Origin of the sequence: Bacillus sp. JJ1566, from assembly GCF_036962685.1 — a bacterium.
Taxonomy (GTDB): domain Bacteria; phylum Bacillota; class Bacilli; order Bacillales; family Bacillaceae_L; genus Ferdinandcohnia.
This window is the reverse complement of the sequence record NZ_JBALOP010000023.1, coordinates 32,914-51,134: the sequence shown is the minus strand read 5'-3', so window position 1 is coordinate 51,134 and position 18,221 is coordinate 32,914. Positions and strand designations below refer to the sequence as shown.

Here is an 18,221-nt window from a genome sequence, read left to right as displayed (position 1 = left end):
CCCCGCAACCAAAAAAAATCATTGACTTGAATTGAATGTTATAGTAAAATAATATTCGTCTTGTTGAAAAATGTTTGTACAATGGTCCCGTGGTGTAGCGGTTAACATGCCTGCCTGTCACGCAGGAGATCGCCGGTTCGATCCCGGTCGGGACCGCCATATGTTGTGGCTCAGTAGCTCAGTCGGTAGAGCAAAGGACTGAAAATCCTTGTGTCGGCGGTTCGATTCCGTCCTGAGCCACCTTATTATTTTATAAAAGTTAATGGCGGTTGTGGCGAAGTGGTTAACGCATCGGATTGTGGTTCCGACATTCGTGGGTTCGATTCCCATCAGCCGCCCCATAATGTGCGGGTGTAGTTTAATGGTAAAACCTCAGCCTTCCAAGCTGATGTCGTGAGTTCGATTCTCATCACCCGCTCCATTTTTTTATCTAAATGGGCCTATAGCTCAGCTGGTTAGAGCGCACGCCTGATAAGCGTGAGGTCGATGGTTCGAGTCCATTTAGGCCCACCATATTGTTATTCCGCAGTAGCTCAGTGGTAGAGCTATCGGCTGTTAACCGATCGGTCGTAGGTTCGAGTCCTACCTGCGGAGCCATTTTTGGGGAAGTACTCAAGTGGCTGAAGAGGCGCCCCTGCTAAGGGTGTAGGTCGCGTAAGCGGCGCGAGGGTTCAAATCCCTCCTTCTCCGCCATGTTGATTTTAAATAAATTATATAATCTGGCCCGTTGGTCAAGCGGTTAAGACACCGCCCTTTCACGGCGGTAACACGGGTTCGAATCCCGTACGGGTCATCAAGCGTTATGAGAATTTCTCATGGCGTTTTTTTATTGTTTAACCGAGTCATACAGCTAACTAATATAGGAGATCCCGAACCCGCAAACACAAGAAAAAGAAAAAACACCTGTTGCCAGGTGTACTAATCTTGGGGTATGGTATCTTCTTCAATTTTTTGGGCTGGGTTGTCTAAATCAACATCAGAAAAGATACCGGGGGATATCCCGCGAAACATATCAAAAGCAAGGATTTTATCGTCTGGCGCATCAAATAATGGAGCTTCACCGTTAAAATCTTCAACATCTTTTTTTCGTGTCATCTTTTTACACCTCCATTATTATCCTCCCAGTTCTTGCTTAAAATATTCTTTTAATTATTATCCCCATTCAGAAGATTACCGAGACCTCCTAGAATACTTCCTTCACCAGTGCTGCCACCATTTTTTGGCGCACTCGCAAAGATTCGGTCTGCAAGACGGCTGAACGGTAATGACTGTACCCAAACCGTTCCAGGGCCTCTAACAGTTGCGTAGAATAAACCTTCACCCCCAAAAAAGGCTGTTTTAATTTTACCTACATACTCGATGTTATAATCGACATCCCTAGTCATTCCCACAAGGCAGCCCGTATCGATTCTTAGGATTTCACCAGGTTGGAGTTCTTTTTTATGTATGGTACCGCCTGCATGTAAAAACGCTAAACCATCTCCTTCTAATTTCTGCATGATAAAACCTTCTCCTCCAAAGAATCCAGTTCCTAATTTTCGTTGGAAATCAATTCCGACTGAGACCCCTTTTGCAGCACACAAAAAAGCGTCCTTTTGGCAAATTACTTTGCCATCAAGCAAACTTAAATCAACAGGAATGATTTTACCTGGATAGGGTGCAGCAAAGGAAACATGTTTTTTGCCCATGTTGCTATTAGTAAATACTGTCATAAATAAACTTTCTCCTGTTAGAACTCTTTTCCCTGCCCCTAATAGTTTTCCTAGAAGACCACCACCAGAAGAACCTGAGCCGTCGCCAAAAATCGTTTCCATCGAAATGCCATCCTCCATCATCATCATAGCACCTGCTTCCGCAATGACACTTTCACTTGGATCTAATTCGATTTCAACAAACTGCATATCGTCTCCATAAAGTTTATACTCAATCTCATGTGCGTTCATTTCTATCTTCCTTTCGATTTAAATAAATACAATGAAGTAATTCGGCATTTATTAGTATCTTCCTTTTAACAATGCTAAGAGAATGAAAAAAATGTTAATTCTACTCAATGACAAACTAAGATAAGAATACTATAATATATTTAGAATTTTCTTGAAATAATGTATTTTAAAGGGGGATTATATGAGTTCGGAAGTCGTAGTGAAAAGACAGTTATGGCCGAGGAAGAAACGCTTTAGAGTTATATTACTGACAGGAATAGTTATCATACTCCTTCTTTTAGCATGTATTATAGTAGGTTATTTATTTTTGAAAAAAAGTTTACCGGTGATTGAAGGACAGATTCAAGTTGAGGGTTTAACTGAAGATGTTGAAGTTACTCGCGATAATAATGGGGTCCCACATATTGTAGCAAAAAACACCCATGATCTGTATTTTGCGCAAGGATATGTTACGGCGCAGGATCGTTTATTTCAAATGGATTTAAGTCGTAGACAGGCTTCTGGAGAGCTTAGTGAAGTGATTGGTGCCTCGCTCGTGGACCAGGATAAATACTTTAGAACACTTGGTTTACGAAGAGCTGCTGAAGCCTCATACGAAGCTTACTCTACCGAAGCAAAAGATGTGCTTCAATCTTATGCAGACGGGGTTAATGCTTTTATTAAGGAAGCAATCGAGAAGAATACACTACCCGTAGAGTTTTCACTAGCAGGATATGAGCCGTACATGTGGAGTCCAATCGACTCGCTCACAATAGGAAAATATATGGCTTACGACTTAGGTGGACATTATAAAGGCCAAGCATTCCGTTACTATATGGCACAGCATGTTTCAGAAGAAAAATTGCTAGAGTTGTTTCCTACATACCCTGAAGACGGTGCAACTGTTATACAAGCAATGAAAGAAAACTCGATTGATATTTCTAAAAGCATTGCAACTGCTCCCTTTCCAAATGAGTTTAATGGGAGTAATAACTGGGTTGTTAGTGGTGAAAAATCAGAATCAGGAATGCCAATTCTAGCGGATGATCCACATCTAGCATTAGCGACTCCATCGATTTGGTATGAAACTCATTTGCAAAACGATGAGGTAAATGTAAGTGGTGTGATTTTTGCAGGTGTCCCAGGAATCATATTAGGTCGTAATGAATATATTGCTTGGGGAGTAACGAATGTGGGACCAGACGTACAGGATTTATATATTGAAAGAAGGAATCCTAATAACCCAAATCAGTTTGAGTACATGGGGGAATGGGAGGATGCGACAATTATTGAAGAAACAATAGAAGTAAAGGATGAGGAAGCAATTCCTTATCAGGTTCAGGTTACTAGACACGGCCCAATTATTTCTGAATTTACCCATGACCACAAAGAGGAAACAGCTTTAGCATTAAGATGGACTGCACTTGATGCTTCGACTGAGCTAGAGGCCGTGTTAATGTTTAATAAGGCAAGAAATTGGGATGAATTTAAAGAAGCTCTTACATATTTTCATACCCCTGCTCAAAACTTTGTTTTTGCCGCTATAGATGGAACAATCGCTTACCGGGCAAACGGGTTAATTCCAATTCGAAAAAATGGAGATAGTTCCGTTCCAGTTCCAGGATGGACAGATGAGTACGAATGGGAAGGGTATATTCCTTGGAATGAACTCCCTACCGTTGTGAATCCGAAGGAAGGGTTTATTTCAACAGCAAATAATAAAATCGCGCCAGACGACTATCCATATCACATTACGAATACGTGGGCACAGCCTTACCGTCAGCAACGAATTCAAGATGTTTTATCTAGTAAAGATATTTTAACGGTAGATGATTTGCTGCAACTTCAATTTGATCAACATAATTTGCAGGCTGAAGAGTTTGTTCCAATTTTTCTAGATGTGTTATCGAACAATTTCGACCAGTTAAGAGAAATTGATAAAACTGTATTAGCCGATTTTCAAGACTGGGATTTTGTGGACAGTATAGAAGATGGAGAGCCATTGGTATTCCATCAATGGATGGATGAATTTGCAAATGTGCTATTTGAGGAATCTGTTCCACAGGAAATTGATAAATTGTTTGAAGGAAAATCTCAGATAGTTGACCAAATGATTCGAGATGCAAATAATGGACATGAAAGTATTTGGATTTCTGAAGCTGGCGGTTTAGAGCATGTAACAGTTGAGTCTTTTAAAAGAGCTGTAGATTTTGCAGTTAAAAAACAAGGAAATAATCCAAATAAATGGGCCTGGGGTAAATTTCATCAGGTACCGTTTAACCATCCATTATCAGCAATTTCACCGTTAAATTATTTATTTAATAACAATGAAGCTGTACCTATGGGTGGGAGTGGGATTACAGTTGCAGCTGCAAGCTTTAATCATCATTCAGGTGCAATTACCCACGGAGCGGCTTGGAGGTCAGTCATTGATTTATCAAACATGAGTGAAAGCTATAATGTGGTTGGCCCAGGTCAATCCGGTCATGTATTAAGTTCTTTTTATCATGATCAAATTTCTGATTGGACTACAGGTAAGTACCATATCACATATACTGATAAGAGATATAGGATTAAAAGCTATACGCTTGTTTTACAACCTGCCAACTAAAAATAAAAGCAGTGGTTTCTCATTCCACTGCTTTCTAAAATTAATCTTCAGCTTCATCTTGTGTATAGGGTTCTTTTTCATAGGGAGGGAGGTCACCGAACATCGTCATAATTCCTTCTTCATCTAGAACCTCTTCATATTGTTCATGCTGGTTATTTGGATAGATGATAATTTCTTTTCCTTCGATATCTGTTGCAACAAAGTTCTCATAATCCTCAACATATCCAACATTTTCATCTGCTTCGATAAATGCTTCATTATAGTTATCAACCGCATCAGTAAAATCTGAAGGTGATTCAGATGTTCCATACCTTGCAACATCCTGCCAGGAATCCTCTGCATCAAAAGCTACATTGTCTTCCTCATCAACAAACTTGCCGAATGGAGGCATTAACACACCCTCTTCAATTGGTCGATTATGGGAAACGACCTGGTTTGGACTATGTTCCACACAATAGGTAGTGGTCGGAATCGCATCTAGACGATCAAGAGGTATGTCTTTACCGCATTTTTCACACTTTCCATAACGTCCCTCATCAATCGCTTGCAATGCGTATTCAATGTCTTTTAACTGTTTTTCTATATGTTCATTAAGGGCAATGTCTTTTTCTCGTTCGTACAATGCAGATCCCTCGTCTGCAGGATGATTATCATAAAGGGAGAGTTCTCCCATGGATTCATGCCAGTGACCCTTCTCTAAATCAAAGTGGTCCCCATCATCCAATTGTTCTTCAACCTCTTTTTTTGCGTTTATCAACTGTGAACGGAAGGTTGATAATTGCTCATTTGATAACATTGTAAGCACTCCTTCCAAAATGATTTCGTAACGAATCTTGTTATGTATTATTTACATAAACACGAAAATCATAAATGTAAAAAAGTGCATGTATGAGGACAAAGAAAAAACACGACATAAAAATCGTGTTTTTAAAAGAAATAACTGATAAAGATTCCAATGGATAAAAGGAATCCAAAAAACGTATTTGTTTGGGCGGTTGCCTTCATAGCTGGCATCATTTGAATTGGCTCTGATTTACCAATAAATCCAATTATCGCTTGAACAGCTTTTGGAACACTTGCCAGTACAAGAAGGCTCCACCAAGATGCTATCCCAAGAAACGCCATTGCAATAATCCAAACATATGAAATAATAAACAATCCTGCTAAAAACTTAATCGCGTTATCTCTGCCTAATAAAATCGGTAAAGTGCGACGTCCGTTCTTTTTATCGCCATCCAAGTCACGAATATTGTTTGACATGTTAATTGCACCAACAAGAATCATAATCGGAATTGAGATTAAAATACTTGTTGTCGTAACAGTGCCCGTTTGGATGAAAAACGATATTAAAATAATAATCATGCCCATAAAGAAACCAGCCGCTAGCTCTCCAAATGGTGTAGATGAAATCGGAAATGGACCACCAGTGTATAAATACCCAACTGACATACAAATAGTCCCAACTAATGCTAACCACCAGCTGCTATTCATACAAATATAAACACCCAAAAGAGTGGCAATCCCCATAAACGTAAACGCCAAGTTAAGGATCACCGTTGGCTTTACTCCATCTCTAACAATCGTACCGCCAATTCCGACTGATTCAGCAGTATCGAGTCCGCGCTTGTAATCAAAATACTCATTTATCATATTAGTTGCTGCTTGAATAAGTAGACAAGCGAGTAACATTGTTAAGAATAGCGCCATATTAATAGATGTTTCTAATAGAGCAAGAACTGTCCCTAAAATAACTGGCACAAATGATGCAGTGAGTGTATGTGGACGCATAAGTCTCCACCATACTTGAAAACCACTGGAAGGCTTTTTCGAAAGCTTCTGATTTGACTGAAGTTGTGTTTGCATAAGACCTCTCCTCTCACGAAAAGCTCATTCTATCCACAGTACAGTTTAGTGAATTGGACAAGTACTGTCAATGGTTTAAAGTAACAAATGAGATTTAATCATACTTTTAAACGCAAACTAACATTTCTTATATAATAGGAAGAAAGTGGTCAGTTTATAGTTAGGTATGGTAGAATCAAGTTTGTTGACAACTATTACTGATGAGGAATATCGTAGAGGCTTTGTTGAATAAAGTAAACAATTCATTTTAATGATATAATATATATATTTGGTATTTTTATTTAAAATTTATATGTGATAAATTTTCGGGGGGATAAAAGTTGGTAATGATACACCAAAAGGGATTGAATGATTACATAGAAAAAGGAATAAACCGTTCAAAGGAGCTTTCTATGCCTGTTCTTATTAGTCAGGTAAAAGAAATTGAGAACATAGACCCCCTATTGTTCTTTTCTGCTGGAAAAAGAGAACCTTTTGAAACGCGTTGTTTCTGGTCAAATCCTACAAACGATACGATTATAGTTGGACTTGGGGAAGCCTATACAATTCGCGATAACGAGTCTACTGAGCGTTTTGAAGCTATTGAAAAAAAGTGGAAAAGACTCGTACAACATACCACCATTGTTGATAATTTTGCACCGTATTCTACTGGTCCTATATTAATGGGAGGATTTTCATTTGACCCATTAAAAAAGAGAACTGAGCTGTGGGCTCATTTCGATGATGCAAAATTTGTATTGCCTTCAATCATGCTTTCTTCCTATAAAGGAAGAACTTATTTAACAACAAATATCATTTGTGAACCTATGGGTACATCTATTGTTGAATCCGATTTGGAACAATTGGAATGGCTGCTTGAGGAAAGTCATCAATATCAAAGTATTGCCTCGTTTACAAAAGAGGAAGTTCAACCACAGGAATGGATGGAATCTGTTCGAAATGCAACAAAAAAGGTACAATCCGACGAGGTTGAAAAGGTTGTATTAGCAAGAGAGATTAAACTGCATTTTGACGACCCAATTGAAGCCGACGCTGTCTTGGCACGTTTAAAAGAAGAGCAGCCGATGAGCTATTTATTTGCAATTGAATATGAAAACTCATGCTTTATCGGAGCGTCTCCCGAACGGCTTATTAAGAAAAAGGGAGAGGATTTCTTAACAACTTGTCTTGCAGGTTCCATTCGCCGCGGTAAGACACCTACAGAGGACGAGCAGTTAGCAAATGAGCTACTAGGTGACCCTAAAAATCTATATGAGCATGACGTCGTCGTCCAAATGATTAAACATGAAATGAAAGAGTCTTGCACAAGTATCTCTTCACCATCAGAGCCGGGTATTTTAAAAATGCGAGATATCCAGCATTTATACACTCCTGTAAAAGGAGTGGCAAAAGAAGACGTGTCATTACTTACTGTTGTGAATCGATTACATCCAACACCTGCTCTGGGAGGTCAGCCTAAACAAAAAGCCTTTGAAATTATTCGTGAGCTTGAAATTCTCGATCGTGGTTGGTACGGAAGTCCGGTGGGATGGTTAGATACGAATGATAATGGGGAATTTGCCGTTGCTATTCGTTCTGGTTTACTAAATGGTAATAATGCATCCTTATTTGCTGGCTGCGGTATTGTAGGAGATTCTGAACCAGAAAGTGAATATACAGAAACGATGATTAAGTTTAGACCGATGCTATCTGCATTAGGAGGATTAGATAATGAATAATCAGGCATTAACTCGGTATGTAGCATCATTTGTTGATGAATTAGTGCGTGTGGGGGTTACAGAGGCCGTAGTAAGCCCTGGTTCACGATCAACCCCGATGGCGATTTTAATGGCGGAACATCCTAAAATGAATGTTACAGTCAATATTGATGAACGTTCGTCTGCCTTCTATGCGCTTGGAGTGGCTAAAGCAACGAAGAAACCTGTAGCGATTTTATGTACATCTGGTACAGCAGCAGCGAATTATTTTCCGGCAATTGTGGAGGCCTATTATTCAAGGGTTCCACTTATTGTGTTAACAGCAGATCGGCCGCACGAATTACGGGATGTAGGAGCACCTCAAGCGATTAATCAAAACCAGTTATATGGAAATCATGCGAAATGGTTTGTTGAAATGGCACTGCCAGAAGAGTCAGAGCAAATGCTATCTTATGTTCGAACAATGGCAGGAAGAGCTGCGGGTACTGCGCTAATGGCACCAGCAGGGCCTGTTCATTTGAACTTTCCTTTCCGTGAACCTCTTGTACCGAACTTAAAGTTAGAAAACTTGTGGGGGACAAAAGAAAACCTACGTAAAAATGTGAATGTTGTCGTTGGAAAACCGAAAATGGATGAAGAGCAAGTTCAACTTATCTCTGAATTAGTTAGCAGTAAAACGAAGGGAATCATTGTTTGTGGTTCACATGATGATGAAGAGTTTGGACATGCAGTCGCAAGCTTAGCAGAAACACTTCAATTTCCTGTCCTGGCTGATCCACTATCACAACTAAGAAGCGGCGAACATCCGAAATCACATATTATAGATGGATATGATGCTTTTTTACGAGATGAAGGTTTCCGAGAAGCATTTACCCCAGATATTATTATTCGTTTCGGGGCAATGCCTGTTTCTAAAGCGCTTCTTCAGTATATTCAAAAATATAAGAATACAACTCAAATCATTGTAGATGGGGATGGAGGCTGGAGAGATCCAACCTTATCAGCAAACGATATGGTGTATTGTGATGAAACCTGGTTTTGTCAGATGATTATTGGACGGACTGAGAAACGTACAGATTCAACTTGGGTACATTCATGGATTAAGATTAATGACCTCGTAAAAGCAAATGTGAACGCGGTACAAAAAGAAGAAACCTTATTTGAAGGAAAGGTATTTACAGAACTTCAGGAACTTCTTCCAGTTGGTTCAACCTTGTTTGTTGGGAATAGTATGCCAATACGTGATCTGGACACCTTCTTTACTAATAATGAAAAGTCGATACATGTTTTAGGAAACCGCGGTGCAAATGGAATCGATGGTCTTGTATCAACCGCGATGGGCATTAGCTCACAAAATGAACATACTGTTTTAGTCATCGGTGACCTGTCCTTCTATCATGATTTAAATGGATTATTGGCTGCAAAGCATCACCACCTAAATATTACGATTGTTTTAATCAATAATGACGGTGGTGGTATTTTTTCTTTCTTACCACAATCACAAGAGGAAAAGCATTTTGAAACTCTTTTTGGAACTCCAATTGGTCTCGATTACGAACATGCAGTAAAAATGTACGGTGGGAAATTTACGAGTATTATGGATTGGCCAGAGTTCAGTAAAGCCATCACTACTTCATTTGAAGAAAAAGGATTACATGTTGTAGAGGTAAGAACAGACCGCCAAGAGAATGTCATGATTCATCGAAAAATGTGGAATAATGTTTCCCAGGAAATAAATGAAACGCTAAAAAGGGAACATTAAAAATGTTTATTTCGACAAATGGGGTTACCTACCATGTTAAAGTAGTGGGTGAGGGAGTACCAATTGTATTCCTCCATGGTTTTACTGGGAATTTGACAACTTGGAATCAAACATTAGAGATACTTAAACAACATTTTCAATGTGTTCTCATCGACATAATCGGGCATGGGGAATCTGATTGCCCCGATGATTTTGCTAGATATCAAATTGAAAAAATCGCTCATGATATCATGCATATATTAGACGTTTTGGAAGTCACGAAAACACATATTTGCGGTTATTCAATGGGAGGAAGATTGGCTTTGGCATCGGCCATTCTTTATCCTACTAGGGTTGATAGCCTTATTTTAGAAAGTAGCTCACCAGGGCTAAAAACTGAGGAAGAAAGAGTTGCCCGAAGAAAATCAGATGAACAATTAGCAAATCGAATTGAACAAGCGGGAATTGCCCGGTTTATTGATTTTTGGGAGAACATTCCCCTATTTTCTTCACAAAAATCACTATCAAAAGAGAAGCAATTAGAAATTCGTAGACAGCGTCTTGAAAACAATCCAATCGGGTTAGCTAACAGCTTAAGAGGGATGGGGACAGGTGCACAGCCCTCATACTGGGATAGACTTAATGAGCTAATATTCCCAACTTTATTGTTATGTGGAGAGCTTGATCAAAAGTTCTGTCAAATTGCAGAAGAGATGAGTTCAAGCATTCAGAAAGCAAAAGTTGAAAAAATAGTAGACGCGGGACATGCAATTCATGTGGAACAACCGCATTTTTTTGGTAAAATAATAAGTGAGTTTGTTTCTGATCATTTTTCGATCTGATCAAATATACATACAAACATATATAAAAGGAGGACAAGCTAATGGCTGCAGTTGAATGGGTTGCAGAACGTAAGTATGATGAAATCTTATATGAAACATACAATGGCATTGCAAAAATCACGATTAACCGTCCGCATGTTAGAAACGCATTTACTCCGAAAACAGTGGCAGAAATGATTGATGCCTTTGCTTACGCAAGAGATGATTCAAACATTGGTGTTATCGTTCTTGCTGGTGCAGGAGATGAAGCATTCTGTTCCGGTGGAGACCAAAAGGTTCGAGGACATGGTGGTTATGTTGGGGATGACCAAATTCCACGTTTAAATGTTCTTGATTTACAACGTCTTATCCGTGTTATTCCAAAGCCAGTAGTTGCAATGGTTTCAGGCTATGCTATTGGTGGAGGCCATGTGTTACATGTTGTTTGTGACTTAACAATTGCTGCAGATAATGCCATTTTTGGACAAACTGGTCCGAAGGTTGGAAGCTTTGATGCTGGTTATGGTTCTGGATATCTTGCACGTATCATCGGTCATAAAAAGGCACGTGAAATCTGGTACCTATGTCGTCAATATAATGCACAACAAGCATTAGACATGGGTCTTGTAAATACAGTTGTTCCTTTAGAACAGCTTGAAGAAGAAACAGTTAAGTGGTGTGAAGAAATGCTCTCAATGAGTCCAACAGCCCTTCGTTTCTTAAAAGCAGCAATGAATGCTGATACAGATGGATTAGCAGGTCTTCAACAAATGGCTGGCGATGCTACTCTTCTATACTACACAACAGATGAAGCAAAGGAAGGGCGCGACGCATTTAAAGAAAAGCGTAAGCCAGACTTTAAGCAATTCCCACGTTTCCCTTAATATTTTATTTTCAGCTTGATGAGAAATTCATCAAGCTGTTTTTGCATTTTAGTTCTACGCAAGGAGATTTGAAAAAGATGAATTCTACAGAAATACCAAATTGGCTTAAGCAACGTGCGTTTTTAACACCTAATCGAATTGCCATAAAAACCGAATATGAAGAAATCTCATTTTTAACTTTACATAAAAATGTAGTAAAAAAGGCTAATCAATTATCTTTTACAGGGATTCAAAAGGGAGATTTTGTCTCTATCCTCATGAAGAATAGCATAGAGATGGTTGAAGTTATTCATGCACTAAAATATATTGGCGCGGTTACGGTACTCTTAAACAATAAATTAACAAGCAGCGAGCTAGAGTACCAATTAAGTGACTCTGGAACGAAATGGATCATAACTGAAGATGCATTGATTGAGAAAGTAAATGAAATTAGCATCGAAAAAGTGTTGGTTAAAGAACTAGAACAATTCCCTGAAAAACAATGCGAGATTCAAGAGGACTTTTCATTGGACCAAATAGATACAATTATGTATACATCAGGGACTACCGGGAAGCCAAAAGGAGTGATTCACACTTATGGCAACCACTGGTGGAGTGCGGTTGGTTCTAGTTTGAATCTAGGGCTGCGTCATGATGATTGTTGGTTACTAACGGTGCCTATGTTTCATATTAGTGGATTATCGATTTTATACCGAAGTGTTATTTATGGAATTCCTGCTGTCATCCATGAAAGCTTTGAACCGAAAAAAGCCAATGAAGCAATCATGAATCAAGGTGTTACCATAATGTCTATTGTGAGCGTTATGCTAGCAAGGATGGTTGATGCACTGGGAGATGGAACATATCCGGACAGATTTAGATGTATGCTTTTAGGGGGAGGACCAGCACCGAAACCTTTATTAGAAAATTGTATTGCGCATAATATCCCTGTTTTCCAAACGTATGGGATGACCGAAACAGCATCACAAGTAGTTACTTTATCTCCTGAGTACAGCATATCAAAGCTTGGTTCAGCAGGAAAACCTCTTTTTCCAGTACAAATTAAAATTGAAAAAGAAGGTTCACTAGCTAAACAAAATGAGGTAGGGGAAATAGTCGTAAAGGCACCAAATGTAACGAAAGGCTATTTGAATCGACTGGATGCAACAAGAACGTCCATTGTTGATGGATGGTTATATACAGGGGATATTGGCTATTTAGATGAGGAAGGCTTTCTTTTTGTGAAGGATCGTCGCTCTGATTTGATTATATCAGGGGGAGAAAATATATATCCGGCCGAACTAGAAGCGGTTTTATTGGCACATCCGGACGTTATAGAAGCGGGAGTAACAGGCGTGGATGATAAAAAATGGGGACAAGTACCAGCTGCTTTTGTCAGGAAGGAAACAGAGAGCAGTGTAACCGAAGCTGAAATCATTGCATTTTGTTATGAAAAACTGGCTCGGTTTAAGGTTCCCAAATCAATTTATTTTGTCGATCATCTTCCACGTAATGCTTCTAATAAATTAATGCGCCGTAAATTAATTGAGCTATTAAGGGATGAAAATAATGATTAAAATAAATAAGATTACACTCCATCTCATTGAACAAGAGCTACTCTCGCCATTTATAACAAGCTCGGGGAAGGTTGGCAGAAGAGAGAGCATACTTGTTGAAGTGGAGGATATTGATGGAGTTGTTGGTTGGGGAGAGGTTGTTGCTTTTTCGTCACCATGGTATACCGAGGAAACGATAAAAACTTGTTGGCATATGCTTGAAGACTATTTAGTGCCGAAGATTTTAAAAGAAGAATATGAACACCCAAATCAGCTACAGAAAAGCTTTCAATTTGTAAAACGTAATCATATGGCTAAGGCCAGTCTTGATATGGCGATTTGGGATTTATATTCCAAAAAACAAGGAATCTCGCTATCTAAAGCTTTTGGAGGAACGAGAGAGTTTATTGATTCGGGCGTAGTTGTGAGCATTGATTCGATTGATCGGGTTTTGCGTAAAATGGAGGAGCATGTGAAATCGGGCTATAAGCGTATCAAAATAAAAATCAAGCCTGGGCAGGACTATGAGCTTCTTAAACAAATTAGATGTCATTTTCCTACCTTGCCGTTAATGGTGGATGCCAATTCTTCCTATACACTAAAGGATATTAGTAAACTCCAAGCATTGGATGAGTTTGATTTAATGATGATTGAACAGCCATTAGCGGAAGATGATATGCTTGACCATGCGAAGCTGCAGAGAGAACTTTCCACACCGATTTGTTTAGATGAAAGTATTACGTCAGCTGAGGATGCAAGAAAGGCAATTGAAATGGGGAGCTGTAAGGTAATCAATATTAAAATTGGGCGAGTAGGCGGTATCACCGAGGCACTCAGGATACATGATATTTGTAAATCACATGATCTTCCTGTGTGGTGCGGAGGGATGCTTGAAACCGGAATATCAAGAGCCCATAATATTGCCTTAGCAAGTCTTCCTAATTTCTCGATTCCTGGAGATATCTCAGCATCCTCAAGATATTGGACGAAGGATGTCATCATTCCGGAAGTTATGATAGAAAATGGCTGCATTGCCGTTCCAGATGAACCTGGAATTGGATATCAAGTCAACCGTGATTGGATTGAGCAAATAACCAAGCAAAAGAAGATGATACAATAGTTTCAGTCCGGCAATGCACCTTTTCAATTATTTGATAAATAATAATAAACTTAAAGCCATGACAGCCATCCCTGCAATTAATCCGTAAATGGATAAGTGTCCACTGTCATAACGTTTGGATGCTGGAAGTAATTCATCCAGTGAAATAAACACCATAATTCCTGCCACAGCGGCAAAAATTATCCCGAACATCACATCATTTAAAAATGGCATTAATATCACGAATGCAACGATTGCCCCAACAGGTTCAGCTAAACCAGAAAGGAAAGAGAGCTTAAAGGCTCTTTTTTTATCCCCTGTTGCAAAATAGACCGGTACGGCAACAGCAATCCCTTCAGGTATATTGTGAATCGCTACAGCGACTGCAATGGCGATTCCAAGCCCCGGGTCTTGAAGAGCAGAGGTAAAGGTAGCAATTCCTTCTGGAAAATTGTGAATGCCGATTGCGAGTGCTGTGAATGTTCCCATTTTTAATAATGCAGGGTCATTGACTTTAGATGAAGCGAGATTCATATCTTCAACTTTTTTTACCTCGTGCGGGTTGCTACTTTCAGGTACAAATTTATCAATTAACGCAATTAATAGCATTCCTCCAAAGAAGCCCAATACTGTCATCCAGTTTCCCATGTGATTACCTAATTCAGATGTTAAGGCAATTTTTGCTTTGACGAAAATCTCGACCATCGATACATAAATCATGACACCTGCTGAGAAACCGAGTGTCCAGGACAGAAATTTTGTATTTGTTCTTGATGTGAATAGGGATATTAAACTGCCGATTCCGGTTGCAAGACCGGCAAATAATGTTAAACCAAAAGCGAGTAATAAATTATCATACATCGCTATTCTCCTCTCAAGCTTTCTTTTTTTGTCTAAATGAATAAATGTTTCCTTTGTGCAACTTTTAAAAGTATCATATGTTCATTTTTTAAATTTGTCAATTATTTTAATTCAAAAAATTCGACATGTTAAAAAGAATATGCGCGTTTAATTACAAAATAAAAGACAGCTGAGTAATCAGCTGCCTTGGTAAAATATCTTTATATTTCGCCTTCTCGAACGAAGGTTTTACAATCGGTTTCTGTTTGTTCTGATGCCGTTTTCCCTGAGTGGCTAACGACATAAATTGATTCAGCACTGCATTTATTCCCTTTTGCCCAGTAGTGACAATTATTCACTTCACATAACACATCTTGTGCCAATGTACTACACCTCTTTAGTAAGAATATAGTCAAGCATCCTTATTTTCTCCACGAAAAGAGGCGTAGATTCAAGTAACATATCCCAAAGATGGTTTTAACTATATTCAGAAGTGATTGAAATTATGGAACTCAGACTAAGAACGCCACATCCTGATGTCTTCGTCTTTATCACCCACTTCCTGTGGGCCTAAATAATCGGGCGCAAATACGCTAAGGCGTATTTGATTTTAATGCCGTTTTTAATGTTTTTAAATTTTGCCTCATTAAGCTAAAATAATCCTCTTTGCTTTCAATTTCCTGTTTTGTAACGGCCTCTAAATTATGAAGGGTTAAACTTTCTGTCCCAGTTTCTTTTTGAACCGTTTCGGCAATTTTTGAGGATATATTTTGTTCGAAAAGGATATATTTAAGATTGTGTTCCTTTACTACTTCAATAATCTTTTTGAGTTCTTTTTGAGATGGCTCATTCGTTGGGGAATATCCAGTGATACTAATTTGCTTGATCCCATAACGTGCTTCCCAATACCCATAGGCAGAATGGGCAACTAAAATTTCTTTACGCTTAGCGGATTTGGCAACTTCCATGAATTCCTTATTTAGCCCTTCTAGCTGCTCTTTTAATGCATTGAAATTTTTTTCGTACTTATCTTTACCAGAAGGATTTAAATCAGTAAGGGCATTTTTAATATTTTCAGCAATTTGAATGGAGTAGATGGGATCCAACCAGATATGTGGATCGATATTACCATGATTATGCTCATCATCGTGATGGTCATTGTCTTCCGTGTGTAAAAACTCAATTCCAGATCCTGCTTCAATTAATGAGACTTTTTCGTTTTTCAGTGTTTTTTGGGCAGTTGTTACAAAGCCCTCTACACCAACACCTGTATATATAAAAGCATCTGCACTCGCAATATCCGTCATATCTCTTGGAGTAGGCTCAAATGAATGGGCATCTGACCCCGGTGGGTAAACACTTTTCACAGAAACATCCTCGCCACCTATTTTTTGTGCGAAATCCGTTAACGGGAATACAGTTGTATAAACTGATAGTCTACCTTCTTCATTTGCAACATTATTTTGATCTGCTCCGCAAGCCGAAAGTATGCTGATTAATAAAAGGAGCACAAAATAGCCGCTTGTTTTTTTCATGTAAAGACTCCTCTCAAGTACCAATAAGGCAACAGTTTAAAATCCTTTCATATTATATCGTAATTATTACGATTTGAGAACAAAAAACTTTTTCTAGTATTTTTAGTATCTCAGCCTAACTAAAAACCAATTACAAAAAAGTTATTAATAAAGACCAGTTTTTGATAAAATAAAATGAAATAAAAGAAAAAGGTGATAAAATGTCTCTGCTGGATAATATATTGGACTTCAATAAAGAGTTTGTAGAAACAAAGGAATATGAAAAATATCATACAACAAAGCTTCCAAATAAAAGAATGGTAATCGTTACATGTATGGATACTCGACTCATTGAGTTGTTACCAAAAGCAATGAATATGAAAAATGGAGATGTAAAAATTTTAAAGGTTGCTGGCGCAATTGTTTCTCATCCGTTTGGAAGTGTAATGAGAAGTATTTTAGTTGCTGTTTATGATTTAAATGCAGATGAAATTTGCATCGTTGGTCACCATGATTGCGGAATGAGCTCACTTGATGCAGATTCGATTATACATAAAATTAAAGATAGAGGCGTTACACAAGCAAAAATTGATACGATAAAATATTCAGGAATTAATCTCGAAGAATGGTTTCAAGGTTTTAGCAGTGTAGAGGATAGTGTCCGTCATAGTGTCGAAATGGTTGAAAATCATCCACTTCTCCCAAATGGAGTTCCAGTTCACGGGCTTGTTATTAACCCTGAAACCGGAAAATTGGATGTTGTTCTTAATGGCTATAAATAAAATCAAGAGGTCTTGTTGACCTCTTTTTTGAATTTTAGATGTTAAAACAATGCTGTCATTGGTTAATATGGATAATAGCTGAATGTCATAAAAAAGACACAGGAATAAATGGTCAATTGTTGTACCATGTAGTTGAGGTGAAGGTAATGAGAAAAGGTATCCTATTTCTTTTCATTGCGGCATTAATAACGCTTGCAGCATGTAATAATGAAACGGACACGAAAAACACGAATACGACAGAATTAATCCCCATTACAGTTGATGTAAAGATTGATCCTGAAAAAATAAATCCCGGCGAAGAGGTAACTCTCCATGCATTTGTAACACAGGGTGAAGAATCGGTAGAGGATGCGGATGAGGTTCAATTTGAAATTGTTCAGAAAGGTAGTGAAGAAAGCGAATTTCTAGATGGAAAGCATACTTCTGAAGGAGAATACACAGCTGTTAAAACATTCGATACAGATGGTGTCTATTTTGTCACAGCACATGTAACTGCTAGAGGCATGCACACAATGCCGAAGGTTGAAGTCGTAATTGGCAATCCAGATGTTAGTGAAGAGCCTGCGGAAGAAGGAACAGAAAACAGTGACCATCATGAAGGTGAACATCATCATGGAAATGGACAAGTTACAATCGATTTTCCATTACATGCTGATTATTCAAAAGGGAAAACATCTACGTTTCAAGTGTCTTTTGAAGAGTCAGGGACTCCATTGACTGAAGCAAAGGTTCGATTTGAGGTCTGGAAAGATAGCGAAGAAAAGCACGAGTTTATCGATGCAAACGAACTGAAAGATGGCGTCTATCAATCTGATTATACATTTGCTGAAGCAGGCAAATATAACATTCAAGTTCACCTAGAAAAAGGAGAAATCCACGAACATCTTGAAAAATCAACAAACGTTAAATAAA

16 protein-coding genes and 8 tRNA genes are annotated in these 18,221 nt (G+C 38.5%); 17 read left to right on the top strand and 7 right to left on the bottom strand.

Annotation, left to right across the window (positions count from 1 at the left end):
• Window positions 1-83: 83 nt before the first annotated feature.
• The 8 genes from V7112_RS10410 (at window position 84) to V7112_RS10375 (ending at window position 793) form a co-directional block, all read left to right on the top strand.
• Window positions 84-159, top strand: a tRNA-Asp gene (locus V7112_RS10410).
• Between the two features lie 8 nt (window positions 160-167).
• Window positions 168-240, top strand: a tRNA-Phe gene (locus V7112_RS10405).
• Window positions 241-265: 25 nt separating this feature from the next.
• Window positions 266-341 (top strand) — tRNA-His (locus V7112_RS10400).
• Window positions 342-347: 6 nt separating this feature from the next.
• Window positions 348-421: transfer RNA gene (locus V7112_RS10395), tRNA-Gly, on the top strand.
• 15 nt (window positions 422-436) lie between these two features.
• Window positions 437-513 (top strand) — tRNA-Ile (locus V7112_RS10390).
• 9 nt (window positions 514-522) lie between these two features.
• A tRNA-Asn gene (locus V7112_RS10385) sits at window positions 523-597 on the top strand.
• A gap of 5 nt (window positions 598-602) precedes the next feature.
• A tRNA-Ser gene (locus V7112_RS10380) sits at window positions 603-693 on the top strand.
• A 28-nt stretch (window positions 694-721) separates the two neighbouring features.
• Window positions 722-793 (top strand) — tRNA-Glu (locus V7112_RS10375).
• Window positions 794-918: 125 nt separating this feature from the next.
• Here the strand turns inward: V7112_RS10375 and V7112_RS10370 are convergent.
• Complete coding sequence (locus V7112_RS10370; protein ID WP_335418740.1) at window positions 919-1,095, bottom strand: hypothetical protein; 177 nt, start codon at window positions 1,093-1,095, stop codon at window positions 919-921.
• A gap of 50 nt (window positions 1,096-1,145) precedes the next feature.
• On the bottom strand, window positions 1,146-1,943 hold the full coding sequence (locus V7112_RS10365; RefSeq protein ID WP_335418736.1) for a TIGR00266 family protein: 798 nt from the start codon (window positions 1,941-1,943) through the stop codon (window positions 1,146-1,148).
• Between the two features lie 181 nt (window positions 1,944-2,124).
• On the opposite strand from V7112_RS10365, the gene V7112_RS10360 reads away from it, so the two are divergent.
• The gene (locus V7112_RS10360) at window positions 2,125-4,533 is read left to right on the top strand and encodes a penicillin acylase family protein (protein WP_335418734.1); all 2,409 of its coding nucleotides are present in this window, start codon (window positions 2,125-2,127) and stop codon (window positions 4,531-4,533) included.
• A gap of 40 nt (window positions 4,534-4,573) precedes the next feature.
• On the opposite strand, the gene V7112_RS10355 is transcribed toward V7112_RS10360, so the two are convergent.
• The gene (locus V7112_RS10355) at window positions 4,574-5,329 is read right to left on the bottom strand and encodes a TraR/DksA C4-type zinc finger protein (protein WP_335418731.1); all 756 of its coding nucleotides are present in this window, start codon (window positions 5,327-5,329) and stop codon (window positions 4,574-4,576) included.
• A gap of 131 nt (window positions 5,330-5,460) precedes the next feature.
• Window positions 5,461-6,396: a 1,4-dihydroxy-2-naphthoate polyprenyltransferase gene (locus V7112_RS10350; RefSeq protein ID WP_335418728.1), complete on the bottom strand. Its 936-nt coding sequence runs from the start codon at window positions 6,394-6,396 to the stop codon at window positions 5,461-5,463.
• 326 nt (window positions 6,397-6,722) lie between these two features.
• Here V7112_RS10350 and V7112_RS10345 point away from each other — a divergent pair, with 326 nt between their 5' ends.
• From V7112_RS10345 to menC, 6 genes are all read left to right on the top strand, one after another.
• The gene (locus V7112_RS10345; RefSeq protein ID WP_335418743.1) at window positions 6,723-8,114 is read left to right on the top strand and encodes an isochorismate synthase; all 1,392 of its coding nucleotides are present in this window, start codon (window positions 6,723-6,725) and stop codon (window positions 8,112-8,114) included.
• Window positions 8,107-9,855, top strand: coding sequence for a 2-succinyl-5-enolpyruvyl-6-hydroxy-3-cyclohexene-1-carboxylic-acid synthase (menD, locus tag V7112_RS10340; RefSeq protein ID WP_335418725.1), 1,749 nt, complete (start codon window positions 8,107-8,109; stop codon window positions 9,853-9,855). Before V7112_RS10345 ends, menD begins: the two co-directional genes overlap by 8 nt.
• 2 nt (window positions 9,856-9,857) lie before the next feature.
• Entirely contained in the window at window positions 9,858-10,676 is an 819-nt protein-coding gene (menH, locus tag V7112_RS10335; protein WP_335418722.1) for a 2-succinyl-6-hydroxy-2,4-cyclohexadiene-1-carboxylate synthase, read from the top strand.
• Window positions 10,677-10,717: 41 nt separating this feature from the next.
• The gene (gene menB, locus V7112_RS10330) at window positions 10,718-11,539 is read left to right on the top strand and encodes a 1,4-dihydroxy-2-naphthoyl-CoA synthase (protein WP_335418718.1); all 822 of its coding nucleotides are present in this window, start codon (window positions 10,718-10,720) and stop codon (window positions 11,537-11,539) included.
• A 77-nt stretch (window positions 11,540-11,616) separates the two neighbouring features.
• Window positions 11,617-13,095, top strand: coding sequence for an o-succinylbenzoate--CoA ligase (locus V7112_RS10325; RefSeq protein ID WP_335418715.1), 1,479 nt, complete (start codon window positions 11,617-11,619; stop codon window positions 13,093-13,095).
• Window positions 13,088-14,194, top strand: coding sequence for an o-succinylbenzoate synthase (menC, locus tag V7112_RS10320; protein ID WP_335418713.1), 1,107 nt, complete (start codon window positions 13,088-13,090; stop codon window positions 14,192-14,194). Before V7112_RS10325 ends, menC begins: the two co-directional genes overlap by 8 nt.
• Window positions 14,195-14,221: 27 nt before the next feature.
• On the opposite strand, the gene zupT is transcribed toward menC, so the two are convergent.
• From zupT to V7112_RS10305, 3 genes are all read right to left on the bottom strand, one after another.
• Window positions 14,222-15,034 carry a zinc transporter ZupT gene (gene zupT, locus V7112_RS10315; protein WP_335418709.1) on the bottom strand — a complete coding sequence of 271 codons (813 nt, stop codon included), beginning with the start codon at window positions 15,032-15,034 and terminating at the stop codon, window positions 14,222-14,224.
• 200 nt (window positions 15,035-15,234) lie between these two features.
• Entirely contained in the window at window positions 15,235-15,396 is a 162-nt protein-coding gene (locus tag V7112_RS10310; RefSeq protein WP_335418706.1) for a DUF1540 domain-containing protein, read from the bottom strand.
• A gap of 210 nt (window positions 15,397-15,606) precedes the next feature.
• Entirely contained in the window at window positions 15,607-16,548 is a 942-nt protein-coding gene (locus tag V7112_RS10305; protein ID WP_335418703.1) for a metal ABC transporter substrate-binding protein, read from the bottom strand.
• A gap of 200 nt (window positions 16,549-16,748) precedes the next feature.
• Here V7112_RS10305 and V7112_RS10300 point away from each other — a divergent pair, with 200 nt between their 5' ends.
• Together V7112_RS10300 and V7112_RS10295 are read left to right on the top strand one after the other, a co-directional pair.
• Window positions 16,749-17,309 carry a beta-class carbonic anhydrase gene (locus tag V7112_RS10300; RefSeq protein WP_335418700.1) on the top strand — a complete coding sequence of 187 codons (561 nt, stop codon included), beginning with the start codon at window positions 16,749-16,751 and terminating at the stop codon, window positions 17,307-17,309.
• A 146-nt stretch (window positions 17,310-17,455) separates the two neighbouring features.
• Window positions 17,456-18,220 carry a FixH family protein gene (locus V7112_RS10295; RefSeq protein ID WP_335418697.1) on the top strand — a complete coding sequence of 255 codons (765 nt, stop codon included), beginning with the start codon at window positions 17,456-17,458 and terminating at the stop codon, window positions 18,218-18,220.
• The last annotated feature ends 1 nt before the right edge of the window (window position 18,221 follow it).